The 24,968-nt window shown below is 72.3% G+C and carries 25 protein-coding genes and 1 tRNA gene; 8 read left to right on the forward strand and 18 right to left on the reverse strand.

What is annotated here, in order from left to right; translation table 11 throughout:
• Positions 1 to 36 precede the first annotated feature (36 nt).
• Complete coding sequence (locus RYN42_RS09005) at positions 37 to 714, forward strand: Crp/Fnr family transcriptional regulator (RefSeq protein ID WP_315095434.1); 678 nt, start codon at positions 37 to 39, stop codon at positions 712 to 714.
• Positions 715 to 721: 7 nt separating this feature from the next.
• Here RYN42_RS09005 and RYN42_RS09010 read toward each other — a convergent pair whose 3' ends face one another.
• The 3 genes from RYN42_RS09010 to RYN42_RS09020 are packed head-to-tail and all read right to left on the reverse strand — an operon-like array spanning position 722 to position 1,707.
• Positions 722 to 1,216 (reverse strand): RidA family protein, encoded by a 495-nt coding sequence (locus RYN42_RS09010; RefSeq protein WP_315095435.1) that lies wholly within the window; start codon positions 1,214 to 1,216, stop codon positions 722 to 724.
• Positions 1,216 to 1,374 (reverse strand): hypothetical protein, encoded by a 159-nt coding sequence (locus RYN42_RS09015; RefSeq protein ID WP_315095436.1) that lies wholly within the window; start codon positions 1,372 to 1,374, stop codon positions 1,216 to 1,218. The genes RYN42_RS09010 and RYN42_RS09015 overlap by 1 nt, the downstream gene beginning before the upstream one ends.
• 39 nt (positions 1,375 to 1,413) lie before the next feature.
• Entirely contained in the window at positions 1,414 to 1,707 is a 294-nt protein-coding gene (locus RYN42_RS09020; RefSeq protein WP_315095437.1) for a WhiB family transcriptional regulator, read from the reverse strand.
• A 243-nt stretch (positions 1,708 to 1,950) separates the two neighbouring features.
• On the opposite strand from RYN42_RS09020, the gene RYN42_RS09025 reads away from it, so the two are divergent.
• The 3 genes from RYN42_RS09025 to RYN42_RS09035 all read left to right on the forward strand — a co-directional run bounded on the left by RYN42_RS09025 (position 1,951) and on the right by RYN42_RS09035 (position 5,470).
• Positions 1,951 to 4,398, forward strand: coding sequence for a transglycosylase domain-containing protein (locus RYN42_RS09025; RefSeq protein WP_315095438.1), 2,448 nt, complete (start codon positions 1,951 to 1,953; stop codon positions 4,396 to 4,398).
• Positions 4,398 to 5,348 carry a metallophosphoesterase gene (locus tag RYN42_RS09030; protein WP_315095439.1) on the forward strand — a complete coding sequence of 317 codons (951 nt, stop codon included), beginning with the start codon at positions 4,398 to 4,400 and terminating at the stop codon, positions 5,346 to 5,348. Before RYN42_RS09025 ends, RYN42_RS09030 begins: the two co-directional genes overlap by 1 nt.
• 48 nt (positions 5,349 to 5,396) lie before the next feature.
• A tRNA-Pro gene (locus RYN42_RS09035) sits at positions 5,397 to 5,470 on the forward strand.
• A 255-nt stretch (positions 5,471 to 5,725) separates the two neighbouring features.
• On the opposite strand, the gene RYN42_RS09040 is transcribed toward RYN42_RS09035, so the two are convergent.
• Positions 5,726 to 6,331, reverse strand: coding sequence for a phosphoribosyltransferase family protein (locus RYN42_RS09040; protein ID WP_315095459.1), 606 nt, complete (start codon positions 6,329 to 6,331; stop codon positions 5,726 to 5,728).
• Positions 6,332 to 6,420: 89 nt separating this feature from the next.
• Between RYN42_RS09040 and RYN42_RS09045 the strand changes: the two genes are divergently transcribed.
• Positions 6,421 to 6,921, forward strand: coding sequence for a SecDF P1 head subdomain-containing protein (locus tag RYN42_RS09045; protein WP_315095440.1), 501 nt, complete (start codon positions 6,421 to 6,423; stop codon positions 6,919 to 6,921).
• 78 nt (positions 6,922 to 6,999) lie between these two features.
• Here the strand turns inward: RYN42_RS09045 and RYN42_RS09050 are convergent, their stop codons facing one another.
• The 9 genes from RYN42_RS09050 to RYN42_RS09090 all read right to left on the reverse strand — a co-directional run bounded on the left by RYN42_RS09050 (position 7,000) and on the right by RYN42_RS09090 (position 17,227).
• The gene (locus RYN42_RS09050) at positions 7,000 to 7,863 is read right to left on the reverse strand and encodes a DUF4097 family beta strand repeat-containing protein (RefSeq protein WP_315095441.1); all 864 of its coding nucleotides are present in this window, start codon (positions 7,861 to 7,863) and stop codon (positions 7,000 to 7,002) included.
• Positions 7,860 to 8,528, reverse strand: a complete 669-nt coding sequence (locus RYN42_RS09055) for a response regulator transcription factor (RefSeq protein ID WP_315095442.1) — start codon at positions 8,526 to 8,528, stop codon at positions 7,860 to 7,862. The genes RYN42_RS09050 and RYN42_RS09055 overlap by 4 nt, the downstream gene beginning before the upstream one ends.
• Positions 8,516 to 9,856 (reverse strand): sensor histidine kinase, encoded by a 1,341-nt coding sequence (locus tag RYN42_RS09060; protein WP_315095443.1) that lies wholly within the window; start codon positions 9,854 to 9,856, stop codon positions 8,516 to 8,518. The genes RYN42_RS09055 and RYN42_RS09060 overlap by 13 nt, the downstream gene beginning before the upstream one ends.
• A gap of 128 nt (positions 9,857 to 9,984) precedes the next feature.
• Positions 9,985 to 13,272, reverse strand: coding sequence for a glycoside hydrolase family 48 protein (locus RYN42_RS09065; protein ID WP_315095444.1), 3,288 nt, complete (start codon positions 13,270 to 13,272; stop codon positions 9,985 to 9,987).
• Positions 13,273 to 13,515: 243 nt separating this feature from the next.
• Positions 13,516 to 14,280 carry an ABC transporter permease gene (locus RYN42_RS09070; RefSeq protein ID WP_315095445.1) on the reverse strand — a complete coding sequence of 255 codons (765 nt, stop codon included), beginning with the start codon at positions 14,278 to 14,280 and terminating at the stop codon, positions 13,516 to 13,518.
• Positions 14,281 to 14,282: 2 nt separating this feature from the next.
• Positions 14,283 to 15,182, reverse strand: coding sequence for an ABC transporter ATP-binding protein (locus RYN42_RS09075; RefSeq protein ID WP_315095446.1), 900 nt, complete (start codon positions 15,180 to 15,182; stop codon positions 14,283 to 14,285).
• A gap of 70 nt (positions 15,183 to 15,252) precedes the next feature.
• Positions 15,253 to 15,987: a hypothetical protein gene (locus tag RYN42_RS09080; RefSeq protein ID WP_315095447.1), complete on the reverse strand. Its 735-nt coding sequence runs from the start codon at positions 15,985 to 15,987 to the stop codon at positions 15,253 to 15,255.
• Positions 15,984 to 16,871, reverse strand: a complete 888-nt coding sequence (locus tag RYN42_RS09085; protein ID WP_315095448.1) for an ABC transporter ATP-binding protein — start codon at positions 16,869 to 16,871, stop codon at positions 15,984 to 15,986. Before RYN42_RS09085 ends, RYN42_RS09080 begins: the two co-directional genes overlap by 4 nt.
• Positions 16,868 to 17,227, reverse strand: a complete 360-nt coding sequence (locus RYN42_RS09090; RefSeq protein WP_315095449.1) for a GntR family transcriptional regulator — start codon at positions 17,225 to 17,227, stop codon at positions 16,868 to 16,870. The genes RYN42_RS09085 and RYN42_RS09090 overlap by 4 nt, the downstream gene beginning before the upstream one ends.
• A gap of 130 nt (positions 17,228 to 17,357) precedes the next feature.
• Between RYN42_RS09090 and RYN42_RS09095 the strand changes: the two genes are divergently transcribed.
• The gene (locus RYN42_RS09095; protein WP_315095450.1) at positions 17,358 to 18,851 is read left to right on the forward strand and encodes a heme peroxidase family protein; all 1,494 of its coding nucleotides are present in this window, start codon (positions 17,358 to 17,360) and stop codon (positions 18,849 to 18,851) included.
• 12 nt (positions 18,852 to 18,863) lie between these two features.
• Here RYN42_RS09095 and RYN42_RS09100 read toward each other — a convergent pair whose 3' ends face one another.
• Together RYN42_RS09100 and RYN42_RS09105 are read right to left on the reverse strand one after the other, a co-directional pair.
• Positions 18,864 to 19,913, reverse strand: a complete 1,050-nt coding sequence (locus RYN42_RS09100) for an aspartate-semialdehyde dehydrogenase (RefSeq protein ID WP_315095451.1) — start codon at positions 19,911 to 19,913, stop codon at positions 18,864 to 18,866.
• 4 nt (positions 19,914 to 19,917) lie between these two features.
• On the reverse strand, positions 19,918 to 21,192 hold the full coding sequence (locus RYN42_RS09105) for an aspartate kinase (RefSeq protein ID WP_315095452.1): 1,275 nt from the start codon (positions 21,190 to 21,192) through the stop codon (positions 19,918 to 19,920).
• A 173-nt stretch (positions 21,193 to 21,365) separates the two neighbouring features.
• Here RYN42_RS09105 and RYN42_RS09110 point away from each other — a divergent pair, with 173 nt between their 5' ends.
• Positions 21,366 to 22,340 (forward strand): ATP-binding cassette domain-containing protein, encoded by a 975-nt coding sequence (locus RYN42_RS09110; RefSeq protein ID WP_315095453.1) that lies wholly within the window; start codon positions 21,366 to 21,368, stop codon positions 22,338 to 22,340.
• Positions 22,337 to 23,464, forward strand: a complete 1,128-nt coding sequence (locus RYN42_RS09115; RefSeq protein WP_315095454.1) for an ABC transporter permease subunit — start codon at positions 22,337 to 22,339, stop codon at positions 23,462 to 23,464. Before RYN42_RS09110 ends, RYN42_RS09115 begins: the two co-directional genes overlap by 4 nt.
• 34 nt (positions 23,465 to 23,498) lie before the next feature.
• Here RYN42_RS09115 and RYN42_RS09120 read toward each other — a convergent pair whose 3' ends face one another.
• The 3 genes from RYN42_RS09120 to RYN42_RS09130 form a co-directional block, all read right to left on the reverse strand.
• Positions 23,499 to 24,065: a DUF5063 domain-containing protein gene (locus RYN42_RS09120; protein WP_315095455.1), complete on the reverse strand. Its 567-nt coding sequence runs from the start codon at positions 24,063 to 24,065 to the stop codon at positions 23,499 to 23,501.
• 12 nt (positions 24,066 to 24,077) lie between these two features.
• Entirely contained in the window at positions 24,078 to 24,677 is a 600-nt protein-coding gene (recR, locus tag RYN42_RS09125; RefSeq protein WP_208212848.1) for a recombination mediator RecR, read from the reverse strand.
• An 81-nt stretch (positions 24,678 to 24,758) separates the two neighbouring features.
• Positions 24,759 to 24,968 (reverse strand): hypothetical protein (locus RYN42_RS09130; protein WP_315095456.1); only part of this gene is annotated, 210 nt, incomplete at its 5' end.

Below are 24,968 nucleotides of genomic sequence, written 5' to 3' on the forward strand. Positions count from 1 at the left end.
CGATCCGGGCAGCGGCCAGAGAGGTGAGGTGTCCCCGTGGAGGACGACATCGTGCTGTCGGCGCCGCTGTTCGCCGGGCTCGACCCGGAAGCGTCCGAGGCACTCGTCGCGACGATGAAGCCGATCGACGTGGCTCGCGGAGACACCCTGTTCCACGAGGGCGAGCCGGGCGACCGGCTCTACGTCGTGCGCGAGGGCAAGATCAAGCTCGGCCGACGCTCGAACGACGGCCGCGAGAACCTGCTCGCGGTCCTCGGCCCGGGTGAGATGTTCGGCGAGCTGAGCCTCTTCGACCCCGGTCCCCGCACGGCCACCGCGACCGTCGTCGCCGACGCCGTCGTGCTCGAGCTCGGGCACGGCGACCTCGTCCGCTGGCTCCAGGACAAGCCGAGCGTGGCGCAGCACCTGCTGCAGGCCCTCGCCCGCCGGCTGCGCCGGACCAACGAGGCGCTCGCCGACCTGGTGTTCTCGGACGTCCCCGGGCGCGTCGCCAAGGCGCTGCTGGACCTGTCGACCCGCTTCGGGGAGAAGGTCGACGAGGGCATCCGCGTGGCGCACGACCTCACGCAGGAGGAGCTGGCGCAGCTCGTCGGCGCCTCGCGGGAGACCGTGAACAAGGCGCTGGCCGACTTCGCCGCCCGCGGCTGGGTGCGCCGGGAGGGCCGGGCGGTCGTCCTGCTCGACGTCGAGCGGCTGGAGCGCCGCGCCCGCTGAGCCGTCGTCAGGCCAGCTCGACGACGATCTCGACCTCGACCGGCGAGTCCATCGGCAGCACGGCCACGCCGACGGCCGACCGGGCGTGCACCCCGGCGTCCCCGAGGACCGCGTGCAGCAGCAGGCTGGCCCCGTTGACCACCGCGGGCTGCCCGGTGAACGCAGGGTCGCTGGCCACGAAGCCGACCACCTTCGTCACGTGCACGATCCGGTCGAGCGCGTCGGCGCCCTGCGGACCGCCCTCGGCGGCGATGACTGCCGCGACGGCCGCCAGCGCGTTCAGGGCCGAGGTCCGCGCGTAGCCGGCGGCGTCGTCGGGGGAGATCAGCCCCGGGCCGTCACCGACCTTCCCGGTGGCCGGCAGCGCCCCCGCCACGAAGGGCAGCTGGCCCGAGGTGTAGACGTACGACCCTGACCGGACGGCCGGCAGGTACGCGGCGAGCGGCAGGGCGACCTGCGGCAGCTCCAGGCCGAGCTCCGCGAGGCGGTCGGCGGCGCCCATCAGGACTGCGTGGGCCGCTTGAGGTAGGCGACCAGGCCGGCATCCGGCCCCTGGATCACCTGGACGAGCTCCCAGCCGTCCGCGCCCCACTGGTCGAGGATCGCCTTGGTGGCGTGAATGATGAGCGGAATCGTCGCGTACTCCCACGTGGTGGCCATAGGGGTCACCCTAGAGCCAGCCGCCGTGTCGGAGCGCTCTCACGACGCGTCGACGGCGTCGGCCCCCACCAGCTCGTGGCGCCACGACCGGACCTCCGGGCGACGCCGCAGCAGGGCGCGACGCTCGCGCTCGGTCATGCCGCCCCAGACCCCGAAGTCCATGTGGTTGTCCAGCGCGTCGGCCAGGCAGGCGAGCCGTACGGGGCAGCTGGTGCACACGGCTCGCGCCTCGCGCTGGGCTGCGCCCTCGACGAACAGCGCGTCCGGCGCCAGCTTTCCGGTCCCGCATGCTGCGAGCGCGGTCCAGTGCGCGTCCTGCGCGAGTGTGGTCACTCATCCTCCCGAGCACGCCGACGGGGCGTGCCGTGGCATCCGCACCCGAGTCCTGACCGGAAACTAGCGCTCGGAGCACTCTCCTGGCGAGACTCCGTTCGGGTCATATCGTCAGATGGACACGTGACCGGGTCGCAGCGGGTGCTGTCAGCCGCAGCAGGCGAGTGTGCAGGTCCCGTGCAGGTCGGGCGTCCGCGCCGGTTCCGTGGCGGAGCTGACAGGGGCGCCTACTACCCTTGCGGCATGCCGAACCCTGCGCGCCCGCGCGGCCGACAGATCAACGTCTTCCAGGCGCTGGCCCTCCTGCTCACCTTCGCGCTCGTCGCCGGGGTGGGCGGGGTCATCGCCGCCGGCCTCGTCCTGCCCGGGGTCGCCGTCGCCAACGGGGTCACCGACCTGACCGTCACGGCGTTCGACGACCTGCCGACCGAGCTGGACGAGAACGAGCTGCCGGAGAAGTCGGTCATCAAGGCCGCGGACGGCAGCGTGCTGGCCACGTTCTACGACCAGAACCGCGTCGTCGTCCCGCTGACGGAGATCTCCCCGCACCTGCAGCACGCGGTGATCGCGACCGAGGACAAGCGGTTCTACCAGCACGCGGGCGTCGACCCCACGGGCATGCTCCGCGCGTTCGTCAAGAACCAGACGGACGACAGCGGCGGCCAGGAGGGCGCGTCGACGCTGACACAGCAGTACATCAAGAACGTCCTGATCGACGCCGCGCTGGCCAAGGAGACCGAGACCGAGCGGCTCGAGGCGCTGCAGGAGGCCCGCGGCGCCAAGGGTGCCGAGGGGTACGCCCGCAAGCTGCGCGAGGCCAAGCTGGCGATCGCGCTGGAGAAGCGCCAGACGAAGGACGAGATCCTCGAGAAGTACCTGAACATCGCGCAGTTCGGCGCCTCCGTCTTCGGGGTCGAGTCGGCCGCGCAGTACTTCTTCACCAAGCCGGCCAAGGAGCTCACCTACCTCGAGGCCGCCACGATCGCGGGCGTGACGCAGAGCCCCACCAAGTGGGACCCGGTGCTCAACCCCGAGGCCTCCCAGGAGCGGCGCAACCGCGTGCTCAAGCTCATGAACGACCAGGGCTACATCACCGACGAGGAGTACGCCGCCGGTCGCGCGACCCCGTTGGCGGACACCCTGCACCCGTCGCAGCTGAAGCAGGGCTGCATGACGGCCGGTGACGTGGTCGCCGGGTCCGGCTACTTCTGCGACTACGTCACCAAGGTGATCCGCAACGACCCCGCGTTCGGGGCCACCCAGGACGAGCGCATCAAGCGCCTCTACCGCGGCGGGCTGACGATCACCACCACGCTCAACCCCGGCGAGCAGGCGATCGCCGACACCGAGGTCAAGGTCGGCGTCCCGGTCGACGACCCGTCCGGCGTCGCCAGCTCCATCGTCGTCGTCGAGCCCGGCACCGGCAAGATCGTCGCGATGGCGCAGAACCGCACGTACACCGCGGTCGCCGAGCACGGGGACCGCGAGACGCCGGTCAACTTCAACACCGACAACGCCTACGGCGGCGCGTCCGGGTTCGCGCCCGGCTCGACGTTCAAGCCGTTCACGCTCCTCGAGTGGCTCAAGCAGGGGCACAGCCTCAACGAGACGGTCGACGGCAGCGTGCGCCCCCTGAACGAGAACATGTTCACGGCGTGCGGAGCCAAGGGGAAGAGCAAGAGCTGGACCCCCGGCAACGCCGAGGGCAAGGGCCGGACGATGACGGTCATGGACGCGACCAAGAACTCGGTCAACCTCGCGTACCTGTCCATGGGCATGCAGCTCGACCTGTGCAACATCATGAACGGCGCCGCGCAGATCGGGATCCACAAGGCGGGCGGCCAGGCCGGCGAGGGCAACGCCGACGCCTTCCCGGCCAACATCATCGGGAGCAACTCGATCGCCCCGCTGTCGATGGCCGCCGCGTTCGCCGCGTTCGCCGCCAACGGCATGTACTGCGCCCCCATCGCCATCACCAGCGTGATCGACGCCGACGGCAACGAGCTGCCGGTGCCGAGCGCCGGGTGCACCCAGGCGATCGAGCCCCGGATCACGAGCGCACTGACCTTCGCGCTGCGCAACGTCTGGCAGGGCACCGCCGACAAGGTCACCCCGCCGCCGTTCCCGACCGCGGGCAAGACCGGCACCACCAGCGAGAACGAGTACACCTGGTTCGTCGGCTACTCCCCGCTGCGCGCCGCGGCCGTGTGGGTCGGGTACTCCGACGGCATGCGGCCGGTGCAGGACATCTCGATCGCCGGCAAGTGGGTGCCGAACGCGTACGGCGCGACCATCGCCGGACCGACGTGGAGCCGGTTCATGACGCAGGCGCTCTCCGGCGTGTCCAACCCCGACTTCCCGTCGCCCGCCGACAAGGAGGTGTTCGGGGAGAAGGTGTCCGTACCGTCCGTCGTCGGGCTGAGCGAGGCCGACGCGCGCAACAGGCTCTCCGCCGCCGGGTTCCGGGCGTCGATCGCCCCGGAGCAGGTGTCCTCGGCGCTCCCCGCCGGGACCGTCGCGTCGCAGAGCCCCTCCGGCAGCGCGGTCCGCGGGTCGTTCGTGCAGCTCACCCTGTCCAACGGTCAGCCGCCCCAGGTTCCGCAGCCCGACCCGAACCAGCCGGGACCGGGTGGTGGTGGTGGCGGCGGCGGCAACAACGGCGGCGGCCAGGGTCCGCCCAGCAAGCCGTAGTGGGCGCCACGCTGTCCGGGGTCGCCCGCACCGCCGGTGCCCTCGCGCTGGCCGGTGCGGGCGCGCTCGCGTACGCCTCGCTGGTCGAGGTGCGCTGGTACACCCTGCGCGAGGTCACCGTCCCCGTCCTCCCGCCCGGCCAGAACCCGCTGCGGATCCTGCACGTGTCCGACCTGCACCTCCTGCCGGGCCAGCGCAGGAAGGTCGACTGGGTCCGGGACCTGGCCTCGCTGGACCCGCACCTCGTGGTGGACACCGGCGACAACTGGGCGCACCTCGACGCGATGCCGGCCCTGCTCGAGGCTCTGGAGCCGCACCTGGCCGTGCCCGGTGCGTTCGTCCTCGGCTCCAACGACTACGTGGCGCCGATGCCCAAGAACCCCGCCCGCTATCTGCTCCCCGACGCGCGCCGCCGGTCCGCTCCCCGCCCCGCCGAGCTCCCGTGGCGCGAGCTCACGTCGCGGTTCCGCTCCGCCGGCTGGATCGATCTCACCAACCGCCGGGACGTGCTCAAGGTCGACGGCCGGGTGCTCTCCCTGGTCGGCACCGACGACGCCCACCTCGACCGGGACGACTTCCCGGCCTCGCGGGGCGCGGACGACGCCCGCGGCGGCTCGGCGCCCGTGGACCTGCACCTCGGCGTCACGCACGCGCCCTACCGCCGGGTGCTGGACGCGATGCACGCCGACGACGTCGACCTGGCGATCGCCGGTCACACCCACGGCGGCCAGCTGGCGCTGCCGTTCTGGGGCGCCCTGGTGACCAACTGCGACCTCGACACCCGCCGCGCCAAGGGTCTGCACGGCTGGCCGGGACCGCGTCCGGACCAGCCCGGCGGCGCCGGCTCCACCTGGCTGCACGTGTCGGCCGGGCTCGGCACCTCCCCGTACGCGCCGGTGCGGTTCGCCTGCCGACCGGAAGCGACGCTCCTCACGCTCGTCGCCGCCTGATCCGGTTTCGTCGCACGGGTGGTCGTCGGCTATCCTTGCCAGGCTCCACGGGGTGTGGCGCAGCTTGGTAGCGCGCTTCGTTCGGGACGAAGAGGTCGTGGGTTCGAATCCCGCCACCCCGACACTGTGGAGAAGGCCCCTGGCCAGCGGAGACGCTGCCAGGGGCCTTCGCATACCCGGACCCATGCGCCCCACAGGCCGCCCGGAATCACCACCGGCTCTCATCGAGGTCCCAGGAAGGACCCGGAGGTGGACCTCGCGAGCGCGGCAGTCCTTCCGTGGCGCGGCTCCCTTGCCCGGGTTGGTCGCGACATAGCCCCCGGAGACGCACCAAGCGAAGAAGGACGTGAGGATCCGCCAGGTGTGGCGAACGATCGCTAGACGCCCGCCCCTAGCTCGCGGATGTGGACGAGAGACTTCACAGCCAGGTCGCGCCTGAGTCGTGGTTCTGTCAGCGCGTCGACGATGACCGCCACGCCGATCCAGGACGCACCCGCGTCCTCCACCAGGGCCCGCGTCCCGAGCGCCTGTCCTCCGGTGGCGATCCAGTCGTCGACGAAGAGGACACGTTCGCCAGCAGGGAGCAGCTTCTTGGGGAATCCGAGCGTCAGCTGGCGGTCGCGGTAGTCCGGCGGAGTGGTTCGCAATCGCCAGGCTTCGCTGTCAGCCGCAGGACCGCAGTCCTTGCGGATCTCGATGAGGCCGAGACCAAGGTGCGCGGCCACCAGCGCGCCCAGCAGTGTGCCGCGCGACTGCGTGCCAAGCACGACCGTGGGGTTGGACTCGGAGAACAGGTCGGCAAGCGCCGGTCCGAGCCGGGCAAGCAATGCACCATCTCGCCACCAACCGGTGACGTCAGCCCATCGGTCGTCGTCGGTGCGGTCGCCCTGTTCGTGGAAGTTCCGAAGCAACTCCTCATGAATGGCTCGAGGCATCGCCGACTGCCTGCGGCGAGCTTCTGCGGCCGCCTTGTTCTGGTCCATCACGAGGGCATCGTCGCAGGTTCATCCTGTGGAAAAGGTCGTACACAGGGTTCTGGGTCCCGCCGCCGCGAAGTCCCTACAGTGACCGGATGCGCACGCAGTCGTCCGCCCGTCTTGCGGTCCTGGTCTCGGCCACGTTCGTCGTCACCGGTTGCGCTGCGGCCGACGGGGCTGACGGGGCGACGGCACCGCCGCTGCAGCTGCGGATCGTGACATCGTCCGAGCCCGGACCCTGCACCGCTGCGGCCCTGACGGCGGACGGGCCCGGCACGGCCTGCGGCCTGGACGGCACGACCACATACGACCTGGCCGAGTCGCTGGGCGTCGTGACACCGATCTCCGTCACCCGTGATGGCCAGGGTGCGGCTCAGACCATCGGCGTCGAATTCGGCGAGGCCGACGCCAGCACGCTGAGCGAGGTCACCGGCGACGCGACCGACGAGCAGCTGGCACTCCTCCTGAACGGCGAGGTGCTCACGGCTGCCACCGTCCTCGCCCCCATCACGAACGGCGCCTTCTCCTTCGGGTTCGGGAACGCAGCCGACGCCGACCGGGTCGCGGCCTTGCTGGGAGCATCGTCGACCTCCTGACGCCGATGGCCGGGCTCGCCTGGCAGGCGAAAAGCCCCTGGTCAGCAGATCTGCTGACCAGGGGCCCTTCTCGTGCGCTCAGCCCAGCGGGCGCAGGTACGACGCGTGGCCGTCGGCGAGGCGGATCCGCACGTGCGTGGACGCGTCCGGGTCCACCGGCCCTTCGACCGTCTGGCCGCCGTCGGCGGTGGAGATGTCGAGCGCGACCGGCCGGCCCGTCCCGTACACGGTGACGTCCCCGTCGCTGGCCATCGCGTCCACGTCGCCGCGGACGCCGGAGATCTCCGTGCGGCCGTCGCTGGCCCGGGTGGTGACCGAGCCGGAGACGTCCGCGACCGTGATCGACCCGTCGGCGGCGTGCACGGACACCGAGCCCCGGACGTCGCTGATCCCGGTCCGCCCGTCGGCGGTGCGGACGGTGACGTCCCCGTCGATGTCGGACACGGCGATCTCGCCGTCGCTGGCGCGCACGTCGAGCGGGCCGCTCAGGGACGCTGCTGACACGGAGCCGTCGGAGGCCCGCACCACGACCGCGGTGCCGTCGGGCACGGTCACGTCGAGGGACGCCGAGCAGAACCCCGGCCGCCACCAGTCGCAGCGGTAGCTGACCAGCAGGCGGTCCCCGACCTGGTCGGCCCGGTACTCCGGGGTGGCGAGCGCCGAGCTGGCCGTGCGCTCGACCTCGACGCGGTCGCCGCCGGTGGTCACGGTGACGGCGCCGTCGGCGATGAGCTCCACCACGGGCGCGGCGGAGTAGCTCGCCTGGCCGGAGGTCGTCGTGGCGTCGTCGGACCCCAGCACCAGCAGGTCGACGGCGCTGTACGCACCGGAGAGCAGGAGGATCCCGCCGACGATCCCGCCGGTCCAGGTGAGGGCGCGTGCGGCGGAGCTGCGGGGGGCGGGGGCCGGCGTGTCGACCGGCCGCTCGAGGGTGTCGGTCATGGTCGTTCTCCGTTCGTGGGTTCGTGCTCCAGCCAGCGCAGCACGGCGAGCACGCGGCGGTGGTCGTCGGCGGCCTGCGGGAGGTCGAGCTTGGTGAGGATGGAGGTCACGTGCTTCTCGACGGCCGGCAGGCCGACGACGAGGCGGTCGGCGATGGCCGCGTTGGAGCGGCCCTCCGCCATGAGGCCCAGCACGTCCCGCTCTCGCGGGGTGAGGGTCTCGAGGCCCGAGCGCCGGGCCCGGGCGAGGATCTGTGCGACGACCTCGGGGTCGATCACGGTGCCGCCGCCGGCCACGCGGCCGAGGGCGTCGAGGAACTCGTCCACGTCCGCCACCCGGTCCTTGAGCACGTAGCCGAGGCCGCGCACGTCACCCGCGAACAGCTCGCGGGCGTAGCGCTGCTCCACGTACTGCGACAGGACGAGCACCGGCAGGCGGGGGTGCAGGCTGCGCAGGTGGACGGCGGCGCGCAGGCCCTCGTCGGTGTGCGACGGCGGCATCCGGACGTCCGTCACCAGCAGGTCGGGGACGGCGGCGGACGAGCCGAGGGCCGCGACGACCTCGTCGGCGGTGGTGTAGCCGGTGACCTCGTGCCCCTCCGCCGTGAGCAGCCGGGTGAGGCCGTCGAGCAGGAGGACGGAGTCCTCAGCGATCACGATGCGCACGGCACCTCCACAGTCAGTCGTGTGCCGGCTCCGGCCGGGCTGTCCAGGTCGAAGGTGCCGTCCAGGGCGGCAACGCGGCTGCGGAGCCCGTCGAGCCCGCTGCCGGGCGTCGCGGACGCTCCCCCGCGGCCGTCGTCGGCGATGACGAGCCGCAACCGGTCGTCGGCCGTCACGGTGGCCGTGACGGTGACCTGCTGCGCCTCGGCGTGCTTGGCCGCGTTGGTGAGCGCCTCCGCGACGACGAAGTAGGCGGCGGCCTGCGCGGACGTGCTGGCGCGGGCCAGCGTCGGCGGGTCGGGCACGTCCACGCGGACGGGGACGGGGCTGCGGGCCGCGAGCGCGGACAGTGCGGCGTCGAGCCCGCGGTCGGTCAGGACGGCCGGGTGGATGCCCCGGACCAGGTCGCGCAGCTCGGCGAGCGTCTCCTTGACCTCGCGGTGCGCGTGCTCCAGGGCCGCGGCGGCCTGCGGGTCGCTCGACGCCTTCCGGCGGGCGGAGCCCAGCTCCACACCGAGGGCCACCAGCCGCTGCTGGGCGCCGTCGTGCAGGTCGCGCTCGATGCGCCGGCGCTCCTCGTCGGCGGCACCCATCGCGGCGGTGCGGGTCTGCGTGAGCTGGACCGCCCGGCCCTCGGCCTGCGTGGCGCGCAGCTGCGCCTGCCGGGCCGCCTCGACGGCCTCCGCGCGGGGCGAGGCACCGAGCAGGGACCGGCCCACGCGGACGATCGCCAGCGAACCTGCCTGCGTGGCCAGCGCCGCGACCCACGCGAGGAGCACTGCGGCGGGGACCAGGAGGACGAGCGGGATCGGCGGGCGCGTCAGGCCGCCCGCCAGCGCGACCGCCGGGTAGACCAGGCCACCGAGCGCGAAGCTGCCCGCGACCATCACGACGACGCCCTGGACCGTGAGGATGACCCCGGCCACCACGACGTAGGCGACGTGCGCCCAGGTGCGGCTGTCGGAGATCACCGCCCACCAGGTCGCCCACGTGCCGTCCCGGCGGGGGTAGCTGGGCGTGGTGATGGCCGTGCCCAGCTGCGCGTGCAGCCGCGCCCGCTCCAGCGACGCGAACGGCCGCGCCGCCCACAGCGTGGCGACGAGCATCGGGATGCCGACGAACAGGACCAGCAGGGACAGGGACAGCGACAGGGCGACGGTGGCCACGATCCACGCGGTCAGCAGGACGAACGAGCCGACCACGACCTGGGAGATCCCCCGCCAGGTCGCGGCGGACACCGGGGCGGTGAGAAGCGCCCGCAGGTCGGTGAACGCGGGGGCGACGACGCGCAGGTCGTCGGACACGTCGCTCGGTGGCGTCGGTGAGGTCATGACAGTGACGCTAGGGCTCGGGGGCGACCGGCAGACAGCCTGACCACCCACGAGCACGAGGTGGGGTTGCCCCTACCCACGACGAACGGGCCGGCCCTCGCGCGAGGACCGGCCCGTCCGCCCGTGCACTAGCCGAGGGTGCAGGTGGCGCCGTTCAGGGTGAACGCCGTCGGGTTGGTGTTGGTCCCCGTGTGGGAGCCGTTGAACCCGATGTCCGCCGTCGCGCCGGGTGCCAGCGAGCCGTTCCACGCGGCATTCTTCGCGCTGACCGCCGTGCCGGACTGGGACCAGTCCGCGCTCCAGCCCTGGGTGACCTTCTGGCCGTTGGCGAACGTGAACCCGAGGGTCCAGCCGTTCAACGCCGCCGTACCGGTGTTGGTCACCTTGACCGACGCCGTGAAGCCGGTGTTCCAGCTGTTGGCGTTGTACGACACCTTGCAGGTGCCGCCGTTGGGCACGGTCGCGGTGGTCACCGAGAGGGCCGACGACGCGGCGGACACATTGCCCGCGTTGTCCCGGGCCCGGACGGTGTACTGGTACGCCGTCGCCGCCGTGAGGCCGGTGTCCGTGTAGGACGCCGCGGTCGGCGTGCCGACCTTGGTGGTCCCCCGGTAGACGTCGTAGCCGGCCAGGCCCGAGCCGCCCGTGTCCGTGGACGCGGTCCACGTGAGCGCGACGCTGGTCTGCGTGACGGTCGTCGCGACCAGGCCCGCAGGCACCGACGGGGCGATCGTGTCGACGATCGTGCCCGGCAGCGTCCGCACCGACAGCGCGCTCGACGCCGCGGAGATGTTCCCCGCCACGTCACGCGAGCGCACGGTGTAGGAGTACGCCGTGTCGGCCGTCAGAGCCGTGTCGGAGTACGACGTCGTCGTGGTGGAGCCGACCCTCGTCGCGCCCCGGTAGACGTCGTAGCCGGCCACGCCGGAGCCGCCCGTGTTGTCGGTCGACGCCGCCCAGGACAGCGAGAGGCTGTTCTGGGTGACCGCGCTCGCGACGAGGCCCGTGGGGACGCTCGGTGCGACCGTGTCGGTCGGCGTGGCCCGCGTGGTGACGGACAGGGCCGCCGACGCGGCGGACACGTTGCCCGCGACGTCCTTGGCCCGCACGGTGTACGAGTACGCCGTGGACGGGGTCAGACCGGTCTCCGTGAACGACGTGGTGGTCGAGGTGCCCACCCGCGTCGTGCCGCGGTAGATGTCGTACCCGGCCACGCCCGAGCCACCGGCGTTGTCCGTCGAGGCCGTCCACGAGATCGTGGCCGACGTCGCGGTGGTGGTGCCGGCGAGCAGGCCCGTCGGGACCGAGGGCGCCGTGGTGTCGGTCGGCGGCGGGCCGTCGTCCTCGAAGAGCCGCGCGTAGTCCCCGAGCGCACCCGCGATGGCGGTCTGCGCCCAGAACCGGTGGAACGTGAACTGCGGCGCCACACCGGTGGCCAGAGCGGTCTCGACCTTGGACCACGCCGGGTCGTCCTTGTACCAGCTGCGGATGTCGAGGAACGAGACGCCCGGCTTGATGACGTCGCCGTTGGGCATGGTGCCCGTCCAGCCCGCCGGGACGTAGACGCCGTTGCCGCCCGCGACGTAGGTGTCGTCGAACCGCAGGAAGTCGCCGCGGGTCTCGACGGAGCCGACGCCCAGCGCGTCCTGGTTGGAGTCCCAGATCGCGTCCAGGAGCGCCTTGGCCTTGTCACGCGACGCGGTGTCGCCCGACTTGGCGGCGTAGAACAGCAGGGCACGGGCGGTGTCGCCGGCGACGCCGACGTCCTGGCCGTAGCTCTTGACCGCGACGGACAGCCCGGAGTTGGCGCCGGGGGTGGTCTTGTTCCAGGTGTCCGGCTTGCCGGTCCAGGTCAGCTCCGACGGAACCTTCCAGCTCGCCCCGTCCGTGCTGATGTTGGCGACGACCCAGGGGACCCACTTGTCGAGGATCGCCTTGGCCTGCGCGTTGCCCGAGGCGTAGTACAGCTCGGCGACGCGCTGGACGCCCCACGCCTGCATGCCGAACCACTGGTTCGACGGCGGGTCGTTGTAGACCGGCGCCTCGGTGTAGCCCATGCCGTAGAACGTGGGCGTGCCGGCCGGGGGCGTCGCGTACGCGCCGTCCCAGCTGTTGGTGGCGCCACCGGCGATGCCGCCCTGGGGCGCCTGCAGCCAGCGGTAGAACTCGAGCTGGCGCTCCATCGAGGTGGTCCAGTCGGCCTTCGCCGTCGCGGACTTCGGCGTCAGCGCCGGGTCCGTGGACAGCACCCACGCGGCGAGCGGGTTCTGGTAGCCGAAGTGCGCGTGCGACGACCCGATGCGCCAGGCCCAGCCGGCCGACGAGTCGAGCGCGCCGCCCCAGGCGTAGTACCAGGACAGCAGGTAGTGCGCGCTGCTCTTGCCGGAGCCCGCGGGGCACGACGGCGAGGTGCAGCCGATGGTCTTGAAGTACTTGTCGAACAGGGCGTAGCGCAGGTAGTCGCCCATCTTGGCGGCCTTGGTCACCGTCGCGGCGATGTCCGCCTGGTTGCCCTGCTCGGTCGCCCACTGGTTGGCCCAGTAGACGGCCTCGACCGCACGCGCGTCGGCGTCGGGGGCGTTGGTGTACTTCCACTGCTTGGCGTAGGACGCGTCCTTGGTGAAGATGTCCAGGTACCCGTTGGGTCCGCCGAACTTGAACTCGTCGCACGACGGCTGCGGGATGGTCTCCCAGACCGACTCCTGCGGGCCGCGCTGGAACGTGTTGATGTAGGAGGTGCCGGTGGCTGTCGGGCCGAGCTCGCAGCCCGCTCCCGGGGTGGCGCCGAACCCGTACTTGTTGTCGACGTCGGCGAGCCAGTGCATGCCGTAGATGTCCGACGTGCCGTACGTGGACTTCAGCTCCGCGGCGATCGGGTCGCTGCCCGACGTCACGCCGCTCTGCAGCTGCGACGGGTAGCTGCTCGGGTGGTTGAACTCCGAGGCGTACGTGGCCGGGCTGGCGGGGTTGTAGAACGAGTTCGTCGGCTGGTCGGCCGACGTGGGGATCATGTACTTCTCCATGGTGGCCCACGCGTCGTTCAGCGGGGCCCAGTCCTCGGTCACCTGGCCGTACAGCGCCTCGAGCCAGAGCCAGTAGGAGTACGCCTCCGACGTCGTCTCGTGGCCGTAGTCGGGCGCCTCGACGATGAGGGTCTCCACGGAGTGGTACGGGATGCCCTGCGCGCTGAAGTAGCCGTTGGCGGGGTTCTTGATCTTCTCGTACTGCGTGAGGAACCGCTGCGCGTACTCCCCGTCGGCCACGGCGGCCTTGACGGGGGCGGCGGCAGGCACGGAGACCGTGGCCGGTGCGGAGGCGGCCATCGCGGGGGAGATCCCGCAGATGGCCAGCAGCGAGGCTGCGCTCAGGGTGGCCGTGGCCACCCAGGCAGCTCGCCGTCGGGTCGGTGAGGACATCGTTCGTACCTTTCTGGCTGTCGGGCACGTCCCGCGACGCCGCGGGCACGTCCCGGCGCCCTGCGCGCGGGCGCACGGGGCGTGACGGAGGTGCACGAAGGAACTGGCCGACGCTGCCGCCAGGACCCGCAACGGTGCGGGTCCCCGGGCAGACGGCGGCCGGGTCGGCGCCCACTTTCCGGCGGTGCACAGCCAGCGTCCAGACTCCTAAACGATTCGAGTGGGAGCGCGACCACATGGTCCTCACGACCACCGGAAGAAGCGCGCCGCCACCGGCACCCCGACGGCCGTCCAGGCGGCCATGACCAGCAGCGACGCGGTGGGGAACGGCTGGCCCCACCAGGCCGCGGCGAGCGCCTCGCTGCCGGCTCCGAGCGGCGTGTAGCCGGCCATGGTCTGGATGGCGTCGGGCATGAGGGGCAGGGGCAGCCAGACCCCTGCGAAGAACAGCGAGGCGAAGTACGCGGTCATCCCCCAGCCCGTGGCGGCCGCCGCAGTCGGCGCCAGGGCGGCGATCACGGCACCGACCGCGAACGCCGACAGCACGGTGAGCACCAGCGCGAGGACCAGGACGAGCGGCTGCGCCGGAGCGCCCACGCCCACCACCGTCGCGCCGAGCACGTACATGAGCACGGCGGCCACCACGAGCGCGCCGAGGTTGACCAGCAGCTGCGCGACCAGGATCCGCGACGGCGGCACCGGGGTGGTGGACAGCCGCTTCAGCACGCCGCGCGAGCGGTAGCCGGCGATGGTCGTCGGGAAGGTGGACAGGGCCACGGTGGCGACCGCGAGCGCGAGCACGGTCGGTGCGTAGCCGGTGATGCCGTTGATCTGGGACAGGATCGGGTCCTTGTCGTCGAACGGCAGGTCCGCCCAGGGCATCACCAGCCCGAGGACGGTGAGCAGGACCGCCGGGAACAGGAGCGCGAAGAACGCTCCGGACGGCTCCCGGACGAACAGCCGGGACTCGACGACGGTCAGCCGCGTGAGCGCGCTGGTGCTGGACATGGTCAGGCCTCCACAGGTGCGGTGGTGAGTGCGACGAAGGCGTCCTCGAGCGAGCTCTGCTCGAGGCGCAGGTTCTCGGGGCGGATGCCGTGCTGAGCCAGGGCGACGAGCACGTCCTGGACCACGTTGTCGCGGCCCCGGACCTCCAGCTCCCCGCCGTCGGGAGTGACTCTCGCGATCTGTTCCAGGAGACCGGCCGGGACCGGCGCCGACGGGCGGAACCGCAGCACCTGCTCGGCGGTCGCCCTGGCGACCAGCTCCCCCGGCGTCCCCGTCGCGACCACCCGACCGGAGTCGATGAGCGTGATCCGGTCGCACAGCCGCTCGGCCTCCTCCATGAGGTGCGTGACCAGCACGATCGTCACGCCGCGGTCCCGGATGCGCTCCACCGCCTCCCACGTGTCCCGTCGGGCGTGCGGGTCGAGCCCGGTGGTGAGCTCGTCGAGGATGGCGACCTGCGGGTTCCCGACGAGGGCGAGCGCGACCGACAGCCGCTGCTTCTGTCCGCCGGACAGCTGCTCGAAGCGCGCACCCGCCCGGTCGGTCAGGCCCAGCTCGTCGAGCAGCTGCGCCGGGTCCGCGGGGTCCGGGTAGAACGACGCGTACAGGTCCAGGGCCTCGCGGACCACGAGCTTCGGCTGCAGCTGGCTCTCCTGGAGCTGGAGCCCGACCACCTCCCGCAGCCGCGCGCGGTCCCGCACCGGGTCCATGCCCAGCACCCGGACGGTCCCGGAGTCGGGCTGGCGCAGCCCGCCGACGATCTCCACGGTGGTGGTCTTGCCCGCCCCGTTGCGGCCCAGCACGCCGAAGATCTCGCCGCGGTGGACCTCGAGGCTGACGTCGTCGACGGCGACCGTGCCGCCGTAGCGCTTGTGCAGGTGCTCGACCTGGATGACGGACACGACGGGCTCCTTCGGGGTGTGGGGTGCCGCGGGAGCGGCCGGCGGCCGGTCCCGTGAGCGGAGGGTGGAGTCAGGAAGGGCGGCTGGGGACCGACGCACCGCGCGTCAGCCGGTCGAACGCGACCGCCATGGCGGCCACGATCAGGAGGGTCGCCGCACTGGCGGCCAGCAGCGGCCGGTCGCCACCGAACCACTCGGAGGTGGAGAACGGCCCGGCGTCCTGCGCGAAGAGCGCGGAGACCAGCAGGATCGGGGCGGCGGTCAGCGGCAGGGCGAGGGTGCCCCACCAGCCGCCGGCCCGCTGGTAGACGATGCAGACCAGCAGACCCGACACGTAGGCGGCGACGAACGTCAGGGTGGCGCTGACCAGCAGCGCCGTCGGGTCGTCGAAGTCCGGGGACATCCCCTCGAGGTTGCGCCACTGCCAGCCCAGCGCACCGAACACCGCGCGCTCGACCTGCAGGAGCGCGTAGAAGACCAGCCCGTAGACCAGGCCGGTCACCACGGCCGCGACGAGCAGGCCGAGCGAGAGGGCCCGCCGCGTCAGGCCCGTGGCGACGTGCACCGGGAGGTAGGCCGCCGTGATCGCGATGAACATGGAGAACGGGAACCAGATGGCGCCCTGCCGGCCGAACGCGAGGACGCTGTTCTCGACCTGCCCCACCTGGTTGATCACCACGAGGGCCAGGGTCACCACCACGAGCGCGATGCCCCAGAACCAGGCGGCCAGGTAGAGGTGCACCTGGAGCGCCCAGGTCGCGGTGGACCGGACGGGACGCAGGTCAGGGACGGTCTCGGTGCTCATCGCGCCACCTCCGTGGTCGCTCGGTCGGTCAGGTGGACGAACAGGTCCTGCAGCGCGACCGGCCCCGTCTCGAGACCGGCCGCCCGGGCCCGCTCGCGGTCGTCGGACCGTGCGCCGACCACGGTCGCCTGGGCGGTGCGCCCCAGCTGCTGGCGGGCGACGACGTCGCGGTCCGCGACGAACGCGCTGACGGCTTCCAGCGGTCCGGTGACGGTCAGTCCGCTGGCGCGCAGCGTGTCGGCGTCGGCGACGGTCAGGACGGACCCGCGGTCCAGGACCACCACGTCCTCGAGCAGCCGCTCGATCTCGCCGATGAGATGGCTGGAGAGCACGATCGTGCGCGGGTGCGCGAGCCAGTCGGCCAGGAGCGTGTCGTAGAACGCGTACCGGGACGGTGCGTCCATGCCGAGGTGGACCTCGTCGAGCAGCGTCAGGGGCGTGCGTCCTGCGATGCCGACGACCACGCCGAACGCGGACCGCTTGCCGCGCGAGAGCCGGTCCGGGCGGCTGGTCGGGTCCAGCTCGAACAGGTCGAGCAGGGAGTCGGCGAACGTGCGGTCGAACGTCGCCCGACGGTCCTGCAGGAAGCCGAGGGTGTCGCGCAGGGACCGGTCCGGCATCACGTCGCCGCTCTCCCGCACCAGGCACGTGCCGCCGAGCACCCGCGCGTTCTCCCAGGGGGCCTCGCCGTCGACCAGCACGGTGCCCGAGGTCGGCCGCCGGAACGCGGCGGTCACCGACAGGGCGGTCGTCTTCCCCGAGCCGTTCCGGCCCAGCAGGCCGGTGATCACCCCTGGCCGGATGCTGAAGGACACCCGGTCGAGCGCGGTCGTCGAGCCGTAGCGCACCGTGAGGTCCCGGACCTCCACGCCGAACCCGCTCATCGCTGCTCCCCCTTGGTCAGCCGCGTGACGATCTCGTCGGTCGTGATACCCAGCACCCGGGCCTGCTCGAGCATCGGCTCGACGACGTCCGCGAAGAACGTCGCCCGGCGCTGCTCGAGCAGCCGCTCGCGCGCACCCGCCGCGACGAACATGCCGATGCCGCGGCGCTTGTAGAGGACGCCCTCGTCGACCAGCTCCGTGAAGGCCTTGGCGGCCGTGGCGGGGTTGATGCGGAACGTCGTCGCGTACTGCGTGGTGGACATGACCTGCTCCTCCGCACCCAGCGCGCCCGACAGGACGTCGGCGCGGATCTGGTCGGCGATCTGGACGTACAGGGGGTCGCGGCCGTCGAACATCGCGCGCCTCCCTTCTGCGGTTCGTTACTTGACCAACTAACCATAGGACCACGAGCTCGCGCAAGGGGTATCTACGCCGGTCCGGCCGCGCTCCTCCCTGATGACCGCCAGCGCTGCCGGAGGGGGAGCCATGCCGCACGGAGATGCCGACCAGGGCATTCGCACGCCGAAGTCCACGTTCTACGACCAGGGCCGGTTCGGCCGGCTCTTCCCGACGCTCCCCGCGTTCGCCGCCGACACCCCGACCGTCCGTGCCGCCCTCGTCGAGCTCGGCAGACCCGGCGGCCCCATGGACACCAACGAGAGCCTGACGGCCGACCCGATCGCGCTGATCGTCGATCCCACCCTCGCCGTCGACAACCCGGACAACCCGCGCCTGACCGCGGGCATGACGTTCCTCGGGCAGTTCCTGGACCACGACATGACGTTCGACCCCACGTCGAGCCTCGCGCGGGCGCAGGACCCCGAGTCGCTGCGCAACTTCCGCATCCCGGCGCTCGACCTGGACAGCGTCTACGGCGGAGGCCCGAGGGTGTCGCCCCACCTGTACGACCAGAGCGTGGACCACGGGCGCACCACGATGCTGACCGAGCCGATCACCGGCTCGGAGGCCGTGTGCATCGACCACGTGATGCGGTTCGACGTCCCGCGCAACGCACAACAGACCGCACTCGTCGGCGACCCGCGCAACGACGAGAACCTCATCGTCAACCAGCTGCACCTGGCGTTCCTGCGCTTCCACAACCGCGTCGTGGCCGACGTGCGGGACGACCTCGGACCGCTGGCCACCGCCGGGGAGCTGTTCGCCGAGGCCCAGCGCATCGTCCGGTGGCACTACCAGTGGCTGATCCTGCACGAGTTCCTGCCGCTCACCTGCGGCGACGCCCTCATGGCCGACATCCTCACCCACGGGCGCAGGTTCTACGAGTGGCGCAACTCGCCGTACATCCCGGTGGAGTTCTCCGTCGCCGCCTACCGGTTCGGCCATTCGCAGGTCCGCCCCAGCTACCGCGCCAACTTCGGCACGTCCGCCACGGACCCCACGCTGCAGTTCTTCGCGATCATCTTCGACCACACCGCCATCGGCACCGACCCCGCCGACCTGCGCGGCGGCTGCCGTGCACCGCGCAGGTTCATCGACTGGCAGACGTTCTTCGACTTCGGCGGCGGGCAGGTGCGCCGCAACAAGCGGATCGACACCAAGCTGTCGTCGGCCCTGTTCCACCTGCTGGGCCAGCCGTCGGGCGAGCCGGACTCCCTGGCGATCCGCAACCTCCTGCGCGGCCTGACCATGGAGGTGCCGTCCGGGCAGCGCGTCGCCGCGGCGATGCAGGAGACGCCGCTGTCCGCGACGGACCTGGCGGACCTCGAGCCGTTCGGCCTGCACAAGCGGACGCCGCTGTGGTTCTACGTGCTGCGCGAGGCCGACGTGCTGGCGGACGGCGAGCACCTGGGCCCGGTGGGAGGACGCATCGTCGCCGAGGTGTTCCACGGCCTCATCGACGGCGACCCGTCGTCGTACCTGTCCCAGGACCCGGACTGGACCCCGACCTACGGGACCGACGACGAGTTCGGCATCACGGACCTGCTCACGGCCGCGGGCGTGGTGGGTGCGCTGAGCTGAGCTGACCCTGCGTCAGACGGCGGTGAGGCGCTGCGCCGCGACCAGCTCCGCGATCTGCACGGCGTTCAGCGCGGCGCCCTTGCGCAGGTTGTCGTTGCTGATGAACAGCGCCAGACCGCGGCCGCCCTCCACGCCCTCGTCCTGGCGCAGCCGGCCGACGAACGACGGGTCCTGACCGGCGGCCTGCAGCGGCGTCGGCACGTCGGTCAGCTGGACGCCGGGCGCCGTGGCCAGCAGCTCGGCGGCGCGCTCCGGGGTCAGCGCCCGCTCGAACTCGGCGTTGATCGACAGCGAGTGGCCCGTGAACACCGGCACGCGCACGCAGGTGCCGGAGACCAGCAGCCCGGGCAGGTCGAGGATCTTGCGCGACTCGTGCCGGAGCTTCTGCTCCTCGTCGGTCTCGAACGAGCCGTCGTCGACGAGGTTCCCGGCCAGCGGGATGACGTCGAACGCGATGGGCGCGACGTACTTCACCGGCGCGGGCAGCGTGACGGCGGACCCGTCGTGCACCAGCGCGAGGGTGTCCTGCTCGACCGCCGCGCGGATCTGGGTGTCGAGCTCCGCGGCCCCCGCGAGGCCCGATCCGGACACCGCCTGGTACGTCGAGACGACCAGCCGCTTCAGGCCGGCCTCGTCGTGCAGGACCTTGAGCACCGGCATCGCGGCCATCGTGGTGCAGTTCGGGTTGGCGATGATGCCCTTGACGGCACCGGCCAGCGCGCCCGGGTTCACCTCGGAGACGATGAGGGGGACCTCGGGGTCCCGACGCCACGCCGAGGAGTTGTCGATGACGAGGGCACCGGCCGCGGCGAACCGCGGGGCGTGCACCTTCGACGCGGCACCGCCCGCGGAGAACAGGGCGACGTCGATGCCCGACAGGTCCTCGGTCTCCACGTCCTCGACCACCACGTCGGTCCCGCGCCACGGGAGCGTGGTGCCGGCGGAGCGCGCGGAGGCGAAGTAGCGGATCGAGTCGACCGGGAAGTCGCGCTCGTCGAGGAGCCGGCGCATGACGCTGCCGACCTGGCCGGTGGCCCCGACCACCGCGATGTTCAGCCCCATGGCCCTACCGTCCCGTCCCGCCGTACACGACGGCCTCGTCTTCCGTGGCGTCCAGCTCGAACGCCGTGTGCACCGCGCGGACGGCCTCGTCCAGGGAGTCGGCGCGGGTGACCACAGAGATTCGGATCTCCGACGTCGAGATCATCTCGATGTTGATGCCGGCGTCCGAGAGCGCGGCGAACAGCCGGGCGGAGACGCCGGGGTGCGACTTCATCCCCGCGCCGATGAGCGACAGCTTGCCGATCGTGTCGTCGTACTGCAGCGACGCGAAGCCGATGTCCGGCTGGTGCTCGGTGAGCGCCGCCGTTCCCGCGGCACCGTCCGTGGCGGGCAGCGTGAAGGAGATGTCGGTCAGGCCCGTGGCGGCGACCGACACGTTCTGCACGATCATGTCGATGTTCACCCCGGCCGCGGCGACGACCTCGAAGATGCGGGCGGCCTTGCCCGGCACGTCGGGGACGCCGACGACCGTGATCTTGGCCTCGCTGCGGTCGTGCGCGACGCCGGCGATGATCGGCTGCTCCACAATCTCTCCTTCGTCGGCGGGCTGGTCCGTCACCAGGGTGCCCGTATGAGTGGTGAACGACGAGCGCACGTGGATCGGTACCCCGTACCGCCGGGCGTACTCGACGCAGCGCAGCACCAGCACCTTGGCGCCGCTGGCCGCGAGCTCGAGCATCTCGTCGTAGCTGACCCGGTCGAGCTTGCGCGCGCTGGGCACGATGCGGGGGTCCGCGGTGAACACGCCGTCGACGTCGGTGTAGATCTCGCAGACGTCCGCCTTGAGGGAGGCCGCGAGCGCGACCGCCGTGGTGTCCGAGCCGCCGCGCCCGAGCGTGGTGACGTCGTTGGTGGTCGGGTTGACGCCCTGGAACCCGGCGACGATGGCCACCGACCCCTGCGCGAGCGTCTGCCGGATGCGGCTGGGGGTGACGTCGATGATCCGGGCCTTGCCGTACGACTCGTCCGTGATCACCCCGGCCTGCTGGCCGGTGAACGACTTGGCCTCGACGCCCAGGTTGTGGATCGCCATGGCCAGCAGCGACATCGAGATGCGCTCGCCCGCGGTCAGCAGGATGTCCATCTCGCGCTGCGGCGGCAGAGGCGTCACCTGCTTGGCCAGGTCGATGAGCTCGTCCGTGGTGTCGCCCATGGCGCTGACCACCACGACGACGTCGTGCCCGGCGCGCTTGGCCTCGGCCACCCGCTTCGCGACGCGCTTGATACTGCTGGCGTCGGCGACGGAGGAGCCGCCGTACTTCTGCACGATCAGGGCCACCGGACAGCTCTTTCGCGGGCTCGGACAGGACCGGGCGAGTGTACGGCCGTGCCCAGAACGTGGGCAGCGAGTTTCAGATGGCGGATCCTCGCGGCTCAGCCTCCACAGCACCTGCACAGACCCGGGTGTCCGAACGGCCCCCCGGACGCGGGCCGCAGTCCTAGGTTGTCGCCATGTCGAGCACCGTCGATGACGACACCACGACCCTCCCGCCGCCCGTCCTCACCGACGGCATCGTCGTGCACGACCTGCACCGCGCCTTCGGGTCGGTCAAGGCTCTCGACGGCGTCCACCTGACTGCACGAGCCGGCGCCGTCACCGCGCTCGTCGGCCCCAACGGGTCCGGCAAGACCACGCTGCTGCTGGTGCTCGCCGGGCTCCTCGTCCCCGACCGTGGCGCGGTCCGCGTAGCCGGCCACGACCCCGTCGCGCACGGGCCGCTCGCCCGGGCGGGCACCGGCTGGATGCCGGACACGTTCGGCACGTGGGACTCGCTGACCGCCCGCGAGGTGCTCCTGACCTTCGCCGCGGCGTACCGGCTGTCCCCCGCCGCCGCGGCCGCCCGCGTGACCGAGCTGCTCGCCACCGTCCACCTCAGCGAGTACGCGGACCGCCCGGCCAGCGTCCTGTCCCGCGGCCAGAAGCAGCGGCTCGGCCTGGCCCGCGCACTCGTGCACGACCCGTCGGTGCTGCTCCTCGACGAGCCCGCCAGCGGTCTCGACCCGCGCTCCCGCGTCGACCTGCGGATCCTCCTGCGTCGCCTCGCCGACGAGGGCCGGACGGTGCTGGTCTCCAGCCACGTCCTGTCGGAGCTGGACGAGATGGCCGACGACGCCGTCTTCCTCTCCAGGGGACGCACCGTCGTCCCAGAGGCCACCGCGGGGACGAGCGCCTCCTGGCACGTGCGCGCACTGTCGGTCGAGGCGCTCACCGCCTGGCTCACCAGCACCGGCACCGCGTGGCAGCCGGACGGTGCGGCCGCCACGGCCACCGGAGCCGGCGGGGTCCTCGTCGACGTCGACGGCGACGACGGGGCCGCACGGCTGGTCCGTGACGCCGTCACCGCCGGGGTGCCGCTCGTGTCACTCGTGCCCGCCGCCGGCGCGCTCGAACAGGCCTACCTGACCCTCGAGGAGGAGCGGCGATGACGCTGTCCGAGGTCGAGCTCGAGCACGAGCCGTCGACGACCATCCCGCAGGCTCCCCGCTCCGCCACCTGGGGGCTGAGCTGGCACGGCGTCCGCACGGTCGCCGTCCTGGAGCTGCGCCAGCGGGTGCGGTCGACCCGGTGGATCGTCGCGCTCGTCGTGTGGTTCGTCGTCGTCGGCGGGATCACCCTGCTCACGTCCGGCGCCATCTCGGCGTTCGGGTCCTCGTCGTCCGGCCGCGCCACCAACGGGCCGCTGCTGTTCGGCGCCGTCACGTTCCTGGTGCTGGGCCTGGGGCTGCTGGTCACGCCGACCCTGGCGTCGACCGGCATCAACGGTGACCGCAACGCGGGCACCCTGGCGACCCTCCAGGTCACGCTGCTGACCCCGGCGGAGATCGCGGCGGGCAAGCTGCTCGCCGCCTGGGCCGCCGCCTGCGCGTTCCTGGTGGCCAGCCTGCCGTTCTTCGGGATCGCCCTGGCCCTCGAGGGCACCCCCGGCACCGCACTGCCGCGCGTCGTCCTGCTGGTCGCGGTGCTGCTGGCCTCCGTCTGCGGGATCGGGCTCGGGTTCTCCGCGCTCACCGCACGCACGGCAGGCTCGACCGTGCTCACGTTCCTCACCGTCGCGGCGCTGGCCCTCCTGACGCCCGTGCTGTTCGGGCTCACGTACCCGTCGATCTCCCGGACCGAGGCCGTGGAGGTCTCCGCCGTGCCCCGCGACTGGACCGGTGAGGTCGACGCCGAGTGCGAGATCCGGGTGGAGGACCGGACCGTCGCCCACACCGAGCGCACCTGGTGGCTGCTGGGCATCAACCCGTTCGTCGTGCTGGCGGACGGCGCCGGCACCACCGAGCTGGACCGGTTCTCCAGCGGCACGAACGACCCGCTCGGCGCGATCCGGGACGGTGTCCGTCAGCTGCGCGCCGGCCCCACGATCCCCCTGAACGAGTGCTGGACGTTAGCGACCTCGGTGGGCGACCGGATCGACGCCGTCTCGCGCACCCCGGTCTGGCCGTGGGGTCTGGCCGTGAACGTGCTGCTCGGCGTCGGCGGCTACGTCGTGGCAGTCCGCCGGCTGCGCGTCCCCCAGCGCACCCTGGCCCGCGGCACCCGGGTGGCCTGAGCTCAAGCAGCCGGGTTACGGCTGCAGGGCGTCGTTACGGCTGCAGGGCGTCGTACTCCGCCTCCGCGGCGACGTCGTCCTCCACGTCCAGCCGAAGGTGCGCCAGCATCGTCTGCAGGGTGCGCAGGACGCTGGAGGCGCGCTCCCCCCAGTCGGACAGGTACGAGAACTGCCACCACCAGAGGGCCTCGAGCACGCCGCCGGTCTCGTAGTGCCGCAGCCCCTGTGCCAGCGCCCCCGCGATCGCGACGAGGTCGCCGGAGACGCTCGCGGGCTGCACCTCGACACCCAGCAGGGGGTCGACGACCTCCGCGTACTCGTCGATGCCCTCGAACACGTTGGCCAGGTTGGCGCGCAGCGGGTCGACGTCCGGGTCGGGGCCGACGTCGGGCTCGAACCGCTCCGACGGCACCACGTCCGTGGTCGCACCCAGGCGCGCACCTGCGGCGAGCACGTCGCTCACGGCGAGCAGCAGCAGCGGGAGGGAGGCGTCGGGGTTGGCGCCCGACGCGACCTCGGTGACGGTCGTCAGATAGCTGCGGGCCTCGGCCGCGACCGCCTGGGCGATCTCGCGTAGATCGGTGTCTGCCGTGGTGCTCATGTGCCCGCTCCCCTATGCGCTGATCCGTCGTCGGCCCTCGAACGCGCGGCCGAGGGTGACCTCGTCCGCGTACTCCAGGTCCCCGCCCACGGGCAGGCCCGACGCCAGCCGGCTGACCGTCAGCCCCATGGGGACCAGCAGCCGCGCCAAGTAGGTCGCCGTGGCCTCGCCCTCGACGTTCGGGTCCGTGGCCAGGATGACCTCGGTGACGGTGCCGTCCGCCAGCCGTGTCATCAGGCCGGCGATGCGCAGGTCGTCCGGGCCGACGCCCGCGATCGGGTTGATGGCCCCGCCGAGCACGTGGTACTTGCCGCGGAACTCCCGCGTGCGCTCGATGGCGACGACGTCCTTGGACTCCTCGACCACGCAGATCGACGCCGGCGAGCGACGGGGGTCACGGCAGATGCGGCACTGCGGCTCCTGCGCGACGTTGCCGCAGATCTCGCAGAACCGGACGCGCAGCTTGACCTCGGTGAGCGCGTCGGACAGCCGTCGCACGTCTGCCGGGTCCGCGGACAGGATGTGGAACGCGATGCGCTGGGCGCTCTTGGGACCGACCCCGGGCAGTCGCCCGAGCTCGTCGATCAGGTCCTGGACCGCGCCTTCGTACACGCCTGCCAGCCTACGGGGTCGAGGGGGCCCCGCCGTCGGACGCCACCAGGTCACCGACCCGGGTCTCGCGGTGGGACAGGGTCACGACGTCCCGTCGTCCAGCTGCTCGTCGATGACCGTGCCGCCGAGCATCTGCGCGACCAGCGGTGCCCCGATCAGGCTCGACGAGGTGATGTCCGGGTCGTCCGGGGACGGGTCGTCCGGGACGCCGGGCGTGCGGCGCGCGGCCGACTCCCGCGCGGCCGCCATGCCGCGCTCGCGTGCGCTCTCGGGCGGCGCGAGGTCCTGCGG

The sequence above is a fragment of the uncultured Cellulomonas sp. genome (assembly GCF_963527515.1).
Taxonomy (GTDB): domain Bacteria; phylum Actinomycetota; class Actinomycetes; order Actinomycetales; family Cellulomonadaceae; genus Cellulomonas.

Bases quoted from the DNA above. Each gene is read 5' to 3' on its own strand.
- RYN42_RS09070 (WP_315095445.1), bottom strand. From the start codon at position 14,280: ATGTCCAGCACCAGCGCGCTCACGCGGCTGACCGTCGTCGAGTCCCGG.
- RYN42_RS09025 (WP_315095438.1), top strand. From the start codon at position 1,951: ATGCCGAACCCTGCGCGCCCGCGCGGCCGACAGATCAACGTCTTCCAG.
- RYN42_RS09050 (WP_315095441.1), bottom strand. From the start codon at position 7,863: ATGACCGACACCCTCGAGCGGCCGGTCGACACGCCGGCCCCCGCCCCC.
- RYN42_RS09080 (WP_315095447.1), bottom strand. From the start codon at position 15,987: ATGAGCACCGAGACCGTCCCTGACCTGCGTCCCGTCCGGTCCACCGCG.
- RYN42_RS09110 (WP_315095453.1), top strand. From the start codon at position 21,366: ATGTCGAGCACCGTCGATGACGACACCACGACCCTCCCGCCGCCCGTC.
- RYN42_RS09065 (WP_315095444.1), bottom strand. From the start codon at position 13,272: ATGTCCTCACCGACCCGACGGCGAGCTGCCTGGGTGGCCACGGCCACC.
- RYN42_RS09095 (WP_315095450.1), top strand. From the start codon at position 17,358: ATGCCGCACGGAGATGCCGACCAGGGCATTCGCACGCCGAAGTCCACG.
- RYN42_RS09010 (WP_315095435.1), bottom strand. From the start codon at position 1,216: ATGGGCGCCGCCGACCGCCTCGCGGAGCTCGGCCTGGAGCTGCCGCAG.
- RYN42_RS09085 (WP_315095448.1), bottom strand. From the start codon at position 16,871: ATGAGCGGGTTCGGCGTGGAGGTCCGGGACCTCACGGTGCGCTACGGC.
- RYN42_RS09015 (WP_315095436.1), bottom strand. From the start codon at position 1,374: ATGGCCACCACGTGGGAGTACGCGACGATTCCGCTCATCATTCACGCC.
- RYN42_RS09045 (WP_315095440.1), top strand. From the start codon at position 6,421: ATGCGCACGCAGTCGTCCGCCCGTCTTGCGGTCCTGGTCTCGGCCACG.
- RYN42_RS09100 (WP_315095451.1), bottom strand. From the start codon at position 19,913: ATGGGGCTGAACATCGCGGTGGTCGGGGCCACCGGCCAGGTCGGCAGC.
- RYN42_RS09115 (WP_315095454.1), top strand. From the start codon at position 22,337: ATGACGCTGTCCGAGGTCGAGCTCGAGCACGAGCCGTCGACGACCATC.
- RYN42_RS09040 (WP_315095459.1), bottom strand. From the start codon at position 6,331: ATGGACCAGAACAAGGCGGCCGCAGAAGCTCGCCGCAGGCAGTCGGCG.
- RYN42_RS09120 (WP_315095455.1), bottom strand. From the start codon at position 24,065: ATGAGCACCACGGCAGACACCGATCTACGCGAGATCGCCCAGGCGGTC.
- RYN42_RS09060 (WP_315095443.1), bottom strand. From the start codon at position 9,856: ATGACCTCACCGACGCCACCGAGCGACGTGTCCGACGACCTGCGCGTC.
- RYN42_RS09090 (WP_315095449.1), bottom strand. From the start codon at position 17,227: ATGTTCGACGGCCGCGACCCCCTGTACGTCCAGATCGCCGACCAGATC.